The organism is Vibrio sp. HENC-03 (genome assembly GCF_000305755.2).
In the GTDB taxonomy this organism is placed as follows: Bacteria; Pseudomonadota; Gammaproteobacteria; order Enterobacterales; family Vibrionaceae; genus Vibrio; species Vibrio owensii.
In genome coordinates, this window is sequence record NZ_JH976125.1 from 72,506 (window position 1) to 87,183 (window position 14,678).

Consider the following 14,678-nt stretch of genomic DNA (forward strand, 5'->3'; position numbering starts at 1 on the left):
TAACACACAATTCATCAACGGGGCATCACTTTCCCACTCGTTTTATCAGGTTGTGAGCTTCGTTATGAGTTAAATGAAGAGAATTTGCACATTCATCCCATATCTTTATGAAAACTGACTATATTTCCACCAACACCGCTCAAAAATCTCTCCTGTAGCGATTGTGAGAAAAGAAGCAGTTTTAACGTATCGTACCATTGGAGTATAATCACGCCTTCCAAAGGACTATTAGCGAAGCGATATAACTATCATGACAAAAGCACAAAACGTCGACCCAAGTGAAATTAAGAAATTCGAAGAGATGGCTTCTCGTTGGTGGGATTTAGAAGGCGAGTTCAAACCACTTCATCAAATTAACCCGCTTCGCTTGAACTATGTCCTAGAGAAAGCTGACGGCCTATTTGGTAAAAAAGTGCTCGATGTTGGCTGTGGCGGTGGCATCCTTGCGGAAAGCATGGCAAAAGAAGGCGCCGTCGTTACCGGTCTTGATATGGGCAAAGAGCCATTAGAAGTGGCACGTCTTCATGCGCTTGAGACCGGTACTAAGCTGACTTACATCCAAAGCACTATCGAAGACCACGCTGCCGAAAACGCAGGTACTTATGATGTCGTGACTTGTATGGAGATGCTTGAGCACGTTCCTGACCCACTGTCTGTGATTCGCTCTTGCGCGGCATTGGTAAAACCTGGTGGCCACGTATTCTTCTCTACCTTAAACCGCAACATCAAATCTTACTTATTTGCGATTGTCGGCGCTGAAAAGCTACTCAAGATTGTTCCTGAAGGCACTCATGACCATGAGAAGTTCATCAAACCGGCAGAAATGATGAAGATGATTGACCAAACCGACCTAACAGAAATGGGCATTACGGGTTTGCACTACAACCCTCTTAACGACAGCTACAAACTCGGCCGTAATGTAGATGTGAACTACATCGTTCACACTGCTAAATATTGATTAATAGAATCATTATTGCCTCGCCAGTTTGGCGAACAGTAATATGAAATTTATTGAAAAGCGGTAGCACAGAAGCGCCGCTTTTTTTGTCAATTTCTGTAGAAAAAAAGTGCTCTAGATTCCATTTTGACCAATCTGTTTTTAACAAACAAAAACTGTCAAAGATCAAGGAAAATATTTTTACATGCGGTTATTTATGAACCGATCTGAAAAACGTAATTTTCCCCATTCAAGTCAGCCCTTTTCTCATCGGTTAGTGTTCACTTACTGATTTTTTTTATTTTGTTAGTTATCCACAAGTCATCCCAAACCTGTACCTTGAAAACTCAGGGTAATAGCACTATCTTGTAACTCGCAAACAAATGAACCCCTATATGTTGTGTTTCGACTACAATATATAGATAGACTTTGATCACAAAGCCGCCGCAAATTTTACAAGTTTTGCACATAAACAAACAAAAACACGGCTTTTATCAGTTTTCTTAGGGAAATAAAGCAGAATGAACCAACAACTTACCGTCACTAAGCGTGATGGCCGCAAAGAAACTATCGATCTGGAAAAAATCCATCGCGTTATTACATGGGCTGCAGAAGGCCTTAATAACGTTTCGGTATCACAAGTAGAACTACGCGCTCACATCCAGTTTTACGACGGCATTACGACGACAGATATCCACGAGACTATCATCAAGTCTGCAGCAGACCTGATCTCTGAAGAGACACCGGATTACCAATACCTAGCTGCTCGCCTAGCGGTATTCCACCTACGTAAAAAAGCATACGGCCAATACGAGCCGCCAACGCTGTACAACCACGTAGCTCGTCTTGTTGATATGGGTAAGTACGATCAACACATTCTAGAAGACTACACGAAAGCTGAACTGGACGAACTTGATGCGTACCTTGACCACAAGCGCGATCTAGATTTCTCTTACGCAGCAGTAAAACAGCTAGAAGGCAAATACTTCGTACAAAACCGTGTATCTGGTGAGATCTACGAAAGTGCGCAGTTCCTATACATCCTAGTGTCTGCTTGCCTATTCGCTAACTACCCGAAAGAAACACGTCTTGACTACATCAAGCGTTTCTACGATGCGACGTCGACATTTAAGATTTCTCTACCTACACCAATCATGTCTGGTGTGCGTACCCCTACTCGTCAGTTCAGTTCATGTGTACTTATCGAGTGTGGTGATAGCCTTGATTCTATCAACGCGACAGCAAGCTCAATCGTACGTTACGTTTCTCAACGTGCTGGTATCGGTATCAACGCAGGTCGTATCCGTGCGCTAGGTTCTGAAATCCGTGGTGGTGAAGCATTCCACACAGGTTGTATCCCATTCTACAAATACTTCCAAACAGCCGTTAAGTGTTGTTCTCAAGGTGGTGTTCGTGGCGGTGCAGCGACTGTGTTCTACCCACTGTGGCACGGTGAAGCTCGTTCGCTAATGGTTCTTAAGAACAACCGTGGTGTTGAAGAGAACCGTGTTCGTCACATGGACTACGGTGTTCAGTTGAACAAACTGATGTACCAACGCCTAGTAGAAGGTGGCAACATCACGTTGTTCTCACCATCAGACGTACCGGGTCTGTACGACGCTTTCTTCGAAAACCAAGAAGAATTCGAACGTCTATACGTGAAATACGAGAACGATCCTTCAATCAAGAAAGAAACGGTTAAAGCGATCGAAATGTTCACTCTGCTAATGCAAGAGCGTGCATCAACAGGCCGTATCTACATTCAGAACGTGGACCACTGTAACACTCACAGCCCATTCGATTCAGAAGTAGCGCCAGTTCGTCAATCAAACCTATGTTTGGAAATCGCACTGCCAACGAAACCTCTGAAGAACGTTGAAGATGATTCAGGTGAGATCGCTCTGTGTACGCTATCTGCGTTCAACCTTGGTGCTATCAAGTCTCTAGATGACTTCGAAGAACTATCTGAGCTTGTAGTACGTGCACTAGATGCACTGCTTGATTACCAAGATTACCCACTACCAGCGGCATACAAGTCGACAATGAACCGTCGTACGTTGGGTGTTGGTGTTATCAACTTCGCATACTACCTAGCGAAGAACGGCGTTAAGTACTCTGACGGCAGCGCTAACGGTCTAACTCACCGCACGTTTGAAGCGATTCAATACTACCTATTGAAAGCATCTGTAGCGCTAGCAAAAGAACAAGGTAAGTGTCCTTCGTTCCACGAAACGAACTACGCGAAAGGCCTATTGCCAATCGACACTTACAAGAAAGACGTTGACCTAATCTGTGAAGAAGAACTGCACTACGATTGGGATAGCCTACGTCAAGAGATCATGGAACACGGTCTACGTAACTCAACACTGACTGCGCTAATGCCATCTGAGACTTCTTCTCAGATCTCTAACGCGACAAACGGTATTGAGCCACCACGTGGTTTCGTATCTGTTAAAGCGTCGAAAGACGGTATCTTGAAGCAAGTTGTGCCAGATTTCACTGAACTGAAAGACAACTACGAACTGCTTTGGAACATCGGTTCTAACGACGGTTACCTACACCTTGTGGGCATCATGCAGAAATTCGTTGACCAAGCGATCTCTGCAAACACAAACTACGACCCTTCTGGTTACGAGAGCGGTAAGGTTCCAATGAAGAAACTTCTTCAAGACCTTCTAACTGCGTACAAGTTTGGTGTGAAGACACTTTACTACCATAACACTCGTGACGGCGCGAAAGACGACCAGAAAGACGCAGTTCAACCACAAGATGACGATTGTGCAGGCGGCGGTTGTAAGATTTAATCTTACCCACCCTAACAATCCGTAGAAACAAACAATCGAACACCTCCCCCGCTTGGGGAGGTCTAAAAGGAATTGAGGCATTATGGCTTACAGTACTTTTAACCAGAACAAAAACGACCAACTAAAGGAACCAATGTTCCTAGGTCAATCAGTGAACGTTGCTCGTTACGACCAACAAAAATTCGAGATCTTCGAAAAGCTAATCGAAAAGCAATTGTCTTTCTTCTGGCGTCCGGAAGAAGTGGACGTATCAAGCGATCGCATCGATTACAACAAGCTACCAGACCACGAGAAGCACATCTTCATCTCAAACCTGAAGTACCAAACGCTGCTTGACTCAATTCAAGGTCGTAGCCCAAACGTAGCGCTGCTACCGCTTGTTTCTCTGCCTGAGCTAGAAACTTGGATCGAGACTTGGTCTTTCTCTGAAACGATTCACTCTCGTTCATACACACACATCATCCGTAACATCGTGAATGATCCAAGTGTGGTGTTTGACGACATCGTTGAAAACGAGCACATCCTAAAGCGCGCTAAAGACATCGCACACTACTACGATGACCTAATCCAAGCGACAAATGACTACCACCGTTACGGTGAAGGTGAGCACGTTCTGAACGGCGAAACGGTTAAAGTTAGCCTGTACGACCTGAAGAAGAAACTGTACGTGTGTCTGATGTCAGTAAACGCGCTAGAAGCAATCCGCTTCTACGTAAGTTTTGCTTGTTCATTCGCTTTCGCAGAGCGCGAGCTAATGGAAGGTAACGCGAAAATCATCAAGCTGATCGCTCGTGATGAAGCCCTTCACCTGAACGGCACACAGCACATGATCAACTTGCTACGTAACGGCCAAGATGACTTCACATTCATGCAAATCGCTGAAGAAGCAAAACAAGACTGTTTTGATCTTTTCAAAGAAGCGGCTGAGCAAGAAAAAGAATGGGCAGAATACCTATTCAAAGACGGTTCAATGATCGGTCTGAACAAAGATATCCTGAGCCAATACGTTGAGTACATCACCAACATCCGTATGCAAGCGGTAGGTCTACCAATGGCATACCCTGAAGCAACTTCAAACCCTATCCCATGGATCAACGCTTGGTTGTCATCGGATAACGTTCAGGTTGCGCCACAAGAGGCAGAAATTTCATCTTACCTTGTTGGTCAGATTGACAACGAAGTAAGCGCACACGACTTCGAAGGATTTGAGCTGTAATGCCAAGCATCAAAATCAACAAACTCGTCAGCATTGAGTCCAACCCATCCAATACGATTTTGGAGACGATGGAACAAGCTGGCTTACTTCCTGAATACAACTGCCGTGACGGACACTGTGGTGCTTGCCGCTGTAAGTTAGAGTCAGGTGAAGTGGAGTATGTTGGTTTTGCTATGGCTTATACTCAGCCAGATGAGATTTTGCCATGTATTTGCAAAGCGAAATCCAGTGTTTCGCTCAGTGGTGTGAACTACGCGATGAAAGAGAAACGCGCGTAGATTTAGCAGCAGTGAATACTAAAAAGCCAAGGCATGTGCCTTGGCTTTTTGTTATCTACCGTTTTAAAGCAACATTATTAAAGTGCGCTGCTCGGAATGTGCATCTCTTTCACTTTCTCTAAGAAAGCGTATTGCGCTGACATTGGCTTTCGCTCTAAATAACGACGCAACATATCTAACGCCGCCGCACTGATGACTTTGACTTGATCGTCGCGTTGATATTTTCTCGATAGCTTGTACAACGCCCCCCACTCTCCCGTAGAAGTCGAAAGTGCGATAGAGAAAACGCCCTCATCAAGCTTACCTGTGACTAACGCTAAATCAGTACCACACTTCTCACGCGTCGCACCCGCCAGCGCAAACGTCGCCGCTAACGGATCACCTTCGTCTGTAATGGTTTGGTTCTTACTTGCTAATACCCAGCCATGACCAAATTGCTTTTCAACGTTCTCATCACCGTTAAGCCAATAGGTTAAGTACCCTGCACTGCTTTTCTCTGAAACGGATAAGGTTAATCCTTTATCCACCAGCAATTGACCTACGTGGTCGACCATTGGCATATCGACACTCACCGTATTGCTTTCAAGGTGCTTGTGAATGATCTGCATGAGCTTCATGCGCTGTTCAACTTGATTCGATGGGCCAAACAGCTTCACTTCAATAAAAGGTAAATACGAGCGATAGCCAAGCTCATAACCTTGTGGCAGTTTCATTTGGTCTAGCTTATCTGAGATACCAGACTCCGACAGACCAAAGGTATAAATTCGACTGCAAGACGAACTTTCGACTTCAGGGAACAGTTTTTTCAAATCTGGCAAAATTTGCGTTTCTGCCATCAGCTTAAATTCGCTTGGTACGCCCGGGGTAAAATAAAAGACAGCATCATTGATCAGCATCTTAAAACCACAAGCAGTACCAATTGGGTTATCTACGATTTCTGCCGTCTCTGGCAACATCGCTTGTTTTAGGTTGCTGTCTGGCATTGGAATACCACGACGCGCATACATTGCCTCTAGATGCTCTAACCAATCTTTGAACAACACAAGTTTACACTCAGCGGCTTTTGCTGCTGCTGCCGCACTCATGTCATCGGTGGTTGGACCCAAGCCACCATTAACGATGACCACATCGTTATTGAAGCTGAGCATTAAGAATTCTTCAATTAGACTCGACTGCTTGTCACCAACGGTTGAGCGTTTCGTTAAGCCAAATCCATGCTGATAAAATAAGCTCGACAGCCAAGCAGCATTTGTATCAACAATATCACCGTGAAGGACTTCTTCACCGGTACTAAGCATAGCAATTTTCACAACTGACTCCTGAAAATAGGCAAAATCCACATTTTTTCGACATTGTGCCTATATCGTTTTCATTTTATTAGACTAATCTCTTAGTTAATTTGTTGAGATTAAATGTAGGTCAAGTATTTAAATGGCTGTTCTTTTAAGGGATAATTGTGAGCCCGATCATCAAACCAACAACTCGGAGACCTCTGTGTCAAAATCATCCATGTTCAAGAAAACTCTAAGTGGTCTTGTTCTGACTGCGTCAGCTGCGGCGAACGCGAGCCAGTACGATATGAGTAACCATATCGAGTTCTCTTACACGCCTGATTGCCTGTCAGGTTACTGCGAAACGACTACTCTGTATAGCTTCGAACCACAAAATCGTAGCTTTGCTATGGGGTTGGATAGCGATGATTCCTTAAATCTCGACGCAGGTCTTCAACCAAAGCACATGATCGTGCCAAAAGACAAAGATTGGGATTACCTAATGGGTCAAACATATACCATTCTCGGTTTAAGTGTGGCGACTGTTGGTTTGATGACGTTACTACCAGAAAGCATTACTAAATGGGACGAAGAAGACCGTGACATGAGTAAGCTCGGTAGTAAGTGGAAAGATAACGTTTCAGACGGTCCAGTTTGGGATCGTGATGAACACTTCCTAAACTACATCATGCACCCTTACTTTGGTGGTGTTTACTACACGGCAGCACGTCACGCGGGTTACAACGAGTTTGAATCGTTCCTATACTCAGCGACCATGTCGACTTTCTTCTGGGAATACGGTGTCGAAGCGTTTGCTGAAGTCCCATCATGGCAAGACTTGTTTATTACTCCATTTTTTGGTGCCGTGGTCGGTGAAATGATGCTAACAGCCGAGCAAGACATTATTGCCGGCGGCGGTGAAGTGATGGGCTCAGAGACAATGGGTGATGTATCTCTGTTCTTCTTAAACCCTGTAGGTCATATCCACTATTGGGTATCCGATGCTTGGGGTGGTAGCGCAGAATTCCAGTTCAGCTCATCTCCTTGGTTCGGCAACCAAGACGCAGCGAAATTCGCGATGGACGCTGGCGCAAGCTACGACAACGTCTTCTACGGTTTCGAAATGAAGGTAACCTTCTAAAACCAAACATTTAAGAAGCAGCTCACGGGCTGCTTTTTTTGTGCCCCAAGCATAGTTTTCATTATTTGCATCACGAATTAGCGTCAAAAATTGACCTTCGTCAAACATAACCCTCCCCCAGCACCTACACTGAAATTAAGGAAAAATTCCAATAACTTAAGTTCTTAAACCTTAAGCTCAAATCACTACAGCGATACGTCTAACCGTGCCGCACCCAAACCTTATTCCGGGAGGGGACATTATGAACACAGTGTTTATCGTTAATTTTGTTGGTCAGGCATCACCCGCAACCATTAAACAGCTAGCAGCGGTTACACATGAAAACGACGGCAAATGGTTAATCAGTAAAGTGAACTTTATTGAGGATCAGGTCGCCGGTGTTATCAAGGTTGAACTTCCTGAAAAGAACGTAGATATCGTTAAAGAGGCGTTCTCTGCTTGCCAAACATTGGTAGTGAGATTTGTTGATTCAGAACCGCATGCTCACGCTCAGGAGACGGTTTTTCAATTGCGTCTGGATGCCAACGACCGAGCTGGTATCGTCAATGAAATCACTCATGTCCTAGACGGGCAAGGTATCTCTATTCTTGATATGGATTGCCAACGTGTGTTTATTGCTGGCGGCGGCGGTGTCAGCTCAAGTCTATTCAGTGCCAAAATGGCGATTAAGTTACCAAGTGAGTTAGGCATCGATGACGTAGCGAATGAGCTAGAAGCATTAAGTGAAGATACGCGCGTTATTGTGGAAGGTTAACGCACTGTTCCTATTCTTTCATCCAATAAAAAGAGCAGCGTTATGCTGCTCTTTTTCGTTTTGTCTTGGACAATTTGGTGGTTACTTGACTGTCCATTGAGACAACGAACGTTTGAAATCGGAGTAATCAAACTCGTTCAATTTTTGAATCTCGCCGCTTGAACGCTCGCAGTACACAGATGGCATACGTAGACCGTTAAACCAGTTCAACTTCACCATGGTGTAACCCGCGCTATCCAAAATATGCAGACGCTGACCAATCTCTAGTGGTTGCTCAAAGTTCGCCACACAGAACTGGTCACCAGCCAGACAAGAACACGAACCAATGACGTATTCGTGCTCGCCGCTTTCAGACGCTTCCAGAATTGACGCTGGCTCATTGTAAATCAAGGTATCTAGTCTATGCGCTTCCGTTGCCGAATCCACAATCGCTGTCTTCTTCACGTTCTCAACGATATCTACCACAGTCACGACAAGATCCGTGGTCTTGGTAATGATGGCTTCACCCGGCTCTAGGTACATTTGCACACCATGTTTTTCTGAGAAAGCTTTCAGCGCAAGACCTAGCTTCTCGATGTCGTAGCCCGGCCATGTGAAGAATACACCACCGCCCATGCTTACCCAGTCTAGCTTGTTTAGGTACTCGCCAAACTGCTCTGAGATCGAATCAAGCAAGCCGATAAATGCGTCTACGTCTTTGTTCTCACAGTTCATGTGGAACATCATGCCATCAATACCATCGAAAATTTCTGGCTTGATGTGGTCAGCTTGTACGCCCAAACGAGAGTATTGGCGTGCTGGGTTCGCTAAATCTTGCCCCGCGTAGCTTACACCTGGGTTTAAACGCAAACCAATCGATGCTTTACCTTCAACAATATGACGGTATGCCGCCAGCTGTGACTGAGAGTTGAAGATCATCTTATCGCAGATATCTGCTACTTCACGGACATCATCTTCGCTGTAGCCAACGCTGTATGCATGCGTCTCACCACCGAAAGTTTCGTAGCCAAGCTTTACTTCAAACGGGCCAGAGCTGGTTGTCCCGTCTAGGTAAGGTTTGATGATGTCGAACACACCCCATGTTGAGAAGCACTTCAGTGCCAACACCAGTTTCACGCCAGAGATATCTTTCAGCTGTTTTGCTTTCTCTAAGTTCTCAACCAACTTGTCTTCATTGATCATGAAGTACGGGGTTTTCAGTTGTTCTTTGCTCATAACTAACCATTTATCAACGATTAACCCCCTCTAACTCCCCCCTTAGAAAGGGGGAGGATTAAACCAAGCCACCTCTACTCTTTCCAAAAAAGTAGAGAGATTGAAGCCACGATCAGTCTGTTTCTGCTACTCCCCTTAAAAAGGAAAGTGGAAACTGTACTCGGTTTGGCTCAACTTCCCCCCCTTTTAAAAGTGGAAGATTTGAAACTAAGCTCGGCCTTTCTTTGCTCCTCCCCTTTTCAAGGGGAGGCTGGAAGGGGTTAACCTTAAATACAACAAAAGCAGCCACGGCTTCACGCCATGACTGCTCGAGTAATCTAAATAAGTTTGACGTTAAACTTATTTGTTCAGTTCGTGAATCAGCGGCAAACCTTGACCTGCTTCTAATTCCTGAACATGCCAATCAAGACCGATGGTTGGCATCGTTTCTAGGAACGGGTCTGGGTTTAGCTGTTCCATGTTGAACACACCTTTATCTGCCCATTCGCCACGGAAGAATTGCAGCGCTGCAGTGATAGCAGGAACACCTGTTGTGTAAGAGATCGCTTGGTGTTCTACATCTTCGTAAGCCACTTCGTGGTCTGCGTTGTTGTAGATAAACACGCTGCGCTCTTTGCCGTCTTTCTTACCTTGAACCCAAGTGCCGATACACGTTAGGCCAGTGTAGCCCGGTGCTAAAGACGTTGGATCTGGCAGCATCGCTTTTAGTACGTGAAGAGGTTGAACGACTGTACCATCGTGTAGCGTTAGCGGGTCTGGGCTCAATAGGCCGATATCACGCATTACATTGAAGTAGTTTAGGTAACGGTCACCGAAACCCATCCAGAATTCAATGCGTTTCGCAGGGATGAACTCTTTCATTGAGCGAACTTCATCATGTGCCATTGAGTACACTTTGTGTGAACCACAGTTCGGGAAATCGAACTCTAGCATACGAGAGTGACAAGGTACTTGTTTCCACTCGCCGTTTTCCCAGTAGAATGAATCGCCTTGGATCTCAAGCATGTTCGTTTCTGGGTCAAAGTTCGTCGCAAACTTCTTACCGTGATCGCCTGCGTTCACGTCCATTACGTCAATCGTGTCGATTTCATCAAACAGATGCTTCACTGCATACGCCGCAAATACTGATACTACGCCTGGATCGAAACCCGCGCCTAGGATACCCGTGATGCCCGCTTCTTCGAACTTCTCACGGTAGCCCCACTGCCAATCGTAAGCTTCTGGTACTTGTTGGCCTTCAGAACATAGGTCAACCGCTACTGATGTATCTAAGTATGAAACTTTTGCTCGGTAACACGCTTCCATGATTGGCATGTTAACCCACGGAGGACCCGCGTTAATCACTAGATCCGGTTTTACTTCTTCAATAAGAGCAACCAGAGAATCTACGTCGTCAGCATTCACTGCACGCGCGTCTAGTTTCTTAGCTGAATCTTTCAGGTTGTTTTTCTTCTGAATCGATTCGATGATCTTCTCACACTTACCGATAGTACGTGATGCGATTGTGATATCACCCAGAACGTCATTGTTTTGTGCTGCTTTATGTGCAACAACCCAGCCAACGCCGCCTGCACCAATCTGTAGAACTGCCATAGTTTTCCGTTACCTTTATTAAACTAGCTCAACTGCTAGCGTGTTGATTTTCAAGAGCAAAGATTCAAAGTCCGCTGTCGTTAGACAAGGATTCAAAATCGTAAATTTAAGAGCGGTCTTACCATCAACGATGGTTTCACCAAGAACAGCAATACCGCGAGTCAACGCTTCAAGACGCAACGCTTTGTTCAGTTCATCTAAATCTGCAGATGCGTTGTTTGTGCGTACATTGGTTGCACGGAATAGAACCGTAGAAAGTGCAGGTTCAGCAAGAAGTTCAAACTGCTCGTGGTTGCGAACCATGTCGGCAACCTGCTGCGTTTGTACCAATAAGTGATCGTACATATCGCCAAGCGCCTTAGGACCAACGTTTTGCATCGTCATAAAGACTTTCAATGCATCAAAACGCTTCGTCGTTGCGATAGATTTGTCGACCAAGTTTGGTAGCTCATCATGTTCACGGTTTAGGTAGTCAGCATGATGAAGCAGGAACTTAAAGTTCGACTTGTCGTTCACCAGCAACGCGCCGCAACTGATTGTTTGGTAAAACAGTTTGTGGAAGTCGACACTGATCGAGTGTGCACGCTCTACACCTTTCAGGCGTGATTTGTGGCTGCTAAGAATCAATGCGCCACCGTAAGCACCATCCACGTGCATCCACATCTCATGTTTCGCTGCCATATCAGCAATGAAATCAAGATCGTCAATTGCGCCGTGATCGGTCGTACCCGCGGTGCCAACAATAGCGAATGGAATCAAACCTTCTGCTTTTGCCTGAGTTAGAACGTGATCTAACTGAGTAATGTCCATTGTGCCGTCAGCGTTCGCATCGACGGTCATCACGGCTTTCTCACCCAGTCCCATCCAAGATGCTGACTTTTGAACCGTGAAGTGCGATTTCTTCGAACATACGATACGAAGTTTGTCCGCGTATTCTGGAAGACCCAGCTTCTGAATTGAGTGGTTACTTAGCTTGTCAGCAATCCAGTCACGCGCCAGCATTAGGCCCATTTGGTTGCTTTGTGTGCCACCGCTAGTGAAAATGCCATCCGCCTTCTCACCAAGCTCGTACTTGTCACACAGCCAGTTAATTACCTTCTGCTCAACGTAAGTCGCAGACGATGCTTGATCCCATGAATCCATTGATTGGTTCAACGCTGCAATCATCGCTTCTGCCGCTACCGCAGGCATGAGAGGAGGCGTGTGTAGGTGAGCAATGCAATCTGGGTGCTGAGTGAAAATCGCATTCTTCGCAACAAGCTCAGCTGCTTCATCAATCACTGACTTAAGCGATGCGTTTTTGTTGTCCAGATCGACGGCGTTAATCGCCGCTTCCAGCAGTTTAGGTTCCATTCCCGAGTATGGTGCATCCACCTGCTCAAACACCGATTTCATTGCTACAGTCATGTGATTCATCACAGACGCAAACTCAGTACCACCAAGTTCACCAGTTTGAATGAAGTGCTTTTTCCACTCTGCCTGTGGGTCTGGTTCAACGTGACTGCCGCCTGCAGCGATAATAGCGTCTTCCAGAACACGAAGTGCAAAGTCAATTTGCTCGAAAGAAATGATAAGCGGAGGAAGGAAACGAATGACTGAACCGTCACGGCCACCCTTTTCTACCATCAATCCACGCTCAAGCGCCGCACGTTGGATAGCAAGAGTAAGCTGGCCATCTGACAAAGGCTCACCAAACTTGTTTAGCTCGCCACTTGGATGTTTAATTTCAACGCCAAGCATCAAACCTTTACCGCGTACATCTGCAATACAGTTTACGCGCTTTTGAATGCTCTCAAGACCAAAACGAAGGTACTGGCCAGCAACGTTAGCGTGCTCAACAAGGTTGTCACGCTGGATGATTTCTAATGCTTTCGCACCTGACACCATTGCAAGTTGGTTACCACGGAAAGTGCCGGTGTGTTCACCTGGCTTCCATGTATCATGTTGCTTGTTGATCACCAATAGTGACATTGGCAAGCCACCACCGATCGCTTTAGACAAACACAAAATATCAGGAACAATGCCCGCTTCTTCGAATGCGAAGTTGTAACCCGACTTACCGACACCACATTGAATTTCATCAAAAATCAGTAGGATACCGTGATCGTCACAGATGCGGCGCAACTCACGTAGCCAGAATGCAGGCGCAGGAATCACACCGCCCTCACCTTGTACTGGCTCTACAATGATTGCTGCTGGCTTCATGATGCCTGCTTCGTCGTCGTTCAGTAGACGCTCGATGTAGCGGATGCTTGCTTTCGCACCTTCATCTCCACCTAGACCAAACGGGCAACGTAAGCTGTAAGGGAAAGGCATAAAGTGCACGTCTGACATCAAACCAGTACGACGAGCTTTGGTGCCCAAGTTCCCCATCATACCCATGGTGCCGTTCGTCATACCGTGGTAGGCACCGCGGAAAGCGAACATGGTGTTACGACCTGTGGTTTGTTTGGCAAGTTTGATTGCTGCCTCAACCGCGTCTGCACCTGAAGGGCCACAGAACTGAATCACACAGTTGTCGCTCAGCTCTTGCGGTAAAAAGCCTTTAACAGACTTGATGAAATGCGTTTTCGCAGACGTTGCGATATCCAGAGTCTGGTACGGCAAACCAGAATCCAATTGTTCTTTTAGCGCTTGGTTAATCTCTGGGTGGTTATAACCCAAAGCCAATGTACCCGCACCAGCAAGACAATCTAGGAAAATTTGACCACGCGTATCTTCAACCAAACAGCCATAAGCTTGCTTAATCGCGATTGGTAGACGACGTGGGTAAGAACGAACCTCAGATTCATGCTCAGCTTGCTCGATAAGAACTTGATCAGGCGTTAAATCGTAGATTCCTTCAACAACAGGAACCTGGGAGGAAAAGTAATTTGCGATAGTGTTATCGACTTCAAAGGCAGTGCTCATACTACATAATCCCTTGAATTATAATGATTCTCTTTCCTGTATTTATTCTCGTTAGTATTAAATAACAGGAGATATAGATACACCTCCGCATTCGTCATCGATTAAATGACAAATACAGATAACCCGTCACGACGAGCGTGACTTTTTATTTTGATTGGGGAGTAATCAAGGTTCCGTAATGCACCCGTTTTGTAAAACAGGACATTTCGGCAGTATGAAGCTGATTAGTGTGTGTTTGTTTAAAGGTTTCAATGTTGGGTTTCCCATTAACATGCTGTTTCTTACAGCACTAGTATCCCGTCTATCGACAAATGGCTTTGCCGATACCTACCCTACGTAGTGTCACAATCAGCTTGAATGTTCACTACGCGTATCCCCCAGAGAATCAAAGTCGTAATAATACGCTCCGAGATTGCGCGCGAATTTATCACAAACTAAAATCTTCTGGCAATATGTTTTCACAGGTTGCATATTGATTGAGATCACAATCACAGCAAACGTTTACTCAGTTCATTTTCCGTAATATTGATATCTATCGCAGAAATTAACGTCAGAAGTA

At 45.5% G+C, this 14,678-nt stretch carries 10 protein-coding genes; 6 read left to right on the forward strand and 4 right to left on the reverse strand.

The window, feature by feature from the left end; genetic code table 11:
* Window positions 1-250 precede the first annotated feature (250 nt).
* From ubiG to yfaE, 4 genes are all read left to right on the forward strand, one after another.
* Window positions 251-958 (forward strand): bifunctional 2-polyprenyl-6-hydroxyphenol methylase/3-demethylubiquinol 3-O-methyltransferase UbiG, encoded by a 708-nt coding sequence (gene ubiG, locus VCHENC03_RS08155; protein ID WP_009706903.1) that lies wholly within the window; start codon window positions 251-253, stop codon window positions 956-958.
* A 500-nt stretch (window positions 959-1,458) separates the two neighbouring features.
* On the forward strand, window positions 1,459-3,741 hold the full coding sequence (nrdA, locus tag VCHENC03_RS08150; protein ID WP_005443373.1) for a class 1a ribonucleoside-diphosphate reductase subunit alpha: 2,283 nt from the start codon (window positions 1,459-1,461) through the stop codon (window positions 3,739-3,741).
* Between the two features lie 82 nt (window positions 3,742-3,823).
* The gene (gene nrdB, locus VCHENC03_RS08145; protein WP_009706904.1) at window positions 3,824-4,957 is read left to right on the forward strand and encodes a class Ia ribonucleoside-diphosphate reductase subunit beta; all 1,134 of its coding nucleotides are present in this window, start codon (window positions 3,824-3,826) and stop codon (window positions 4,955-4,957) included.
* Window positions 4,957-5,235: a class I ribonucleotide reductase maintenance protein YfaE gene (gene yfaE / locus VCHENC03_RS08140; protein ID WP_005443370.1), complete on the forward strand. Its 279-nt coding sequence runs from the start codon at window positions 4,957-4,959 to the stop codon at window positions 5,233-5,235. Before nrdB ends, yfaE begins: the two co-directional genes overlap by 1 nt.
* A gap of 77 nt (window positions 5,236-5,312) precedes the next feature.
* Here yfaE and VCHENC03_RS08135 read toward each other — a convergent pair whose 3' ends face one another.
* Complete coding sequence (locus VCHENC03_RS08135) at window positions 5,313-6,545, reverse strand: CinA family nicotinamide mononucleotide deamidase-related protein (protein WP_009706905.1); 1,233 nt, start codon at window positions 6,543-6,545, stop codon at window positions 5,313-5,315.
* Between the two features lie 199 nt (window positions 6,546-6,744).
* Between VCHENC03_RS08135 and VCHENC03_RS08130 the strand changes: the two genes are divergently transcribed.
* Entirely contained in the window at window positions 6,745-7,647 is a 903-nt protein-coding gene (locus VCHENC03_RS08130; protein ID WP_005444051.1) for a DUF3943 domain-containing protein, read from the forward strand.
* Between the two features lie 241 nt (window positions 7,648-7,888).
* On the forward strand, window positions 7,889-8,401 hold the full coding sequence (locus VCHENC03_RS08125; protein WP_005444052.1) for a glycine cleavage system protein R: 513 nt from the start codon (window positions 7,889-7,891) through the stop codon (window positions 8,399-8,401).
* Window positions 8,402-8,482: 81 nt separating this feature from the next.
* Here the strand turns inward: VCHENC03_RS08125 and nspC are convergent, their stop codons facing one another.
* The 3 genes from nspC to VCHENC03_RS08110 form a co-directional block, all read right to left on the reverse strand.
* Window positions 8,483-9,616, reverse strand: coding sequence for a carboxynorspermidine decarboxylase (gene nspC / locus VCHENC03_RS08120; protein ID WP_009706906.1), 1,134 nt, complete (start codon window positions 9,614-9,616; stop codon window positions 8,483-8,485).
* A 339-nt stretch (window positions 9,617-9,955) separates the two neighbouring features.
* Window positions 9,956-11,209, reverse strand: a complete 1,254-nt coding sequence (locus tag VCHENC03_RS08115; RefSeq protein WP_009706907.1) for a carboxynorspermidine synthase — start codon at window positions 11,207-11,209, stop codon at window positions 9,956-9,958.
* 18 nt (window positions 11,210-11,227) lie between these two features.
* Window positions 11,228-14,119 carry a pyridoxal phosphate-dependent class III aminotransferase gene (locus VCHENC03_RS08110; RefSeq protein WP_009706908.1) on the reverse strand — a complete coding sequence of 964 codons (2,892 nt, stop codon included), beginning with the start codon at window positions 14,117-14,119 and terminating at the stop codon, window positions 11,228-11,230.
* Window positions 14,120-14,678: the final 559 nt, after the last annotated feature.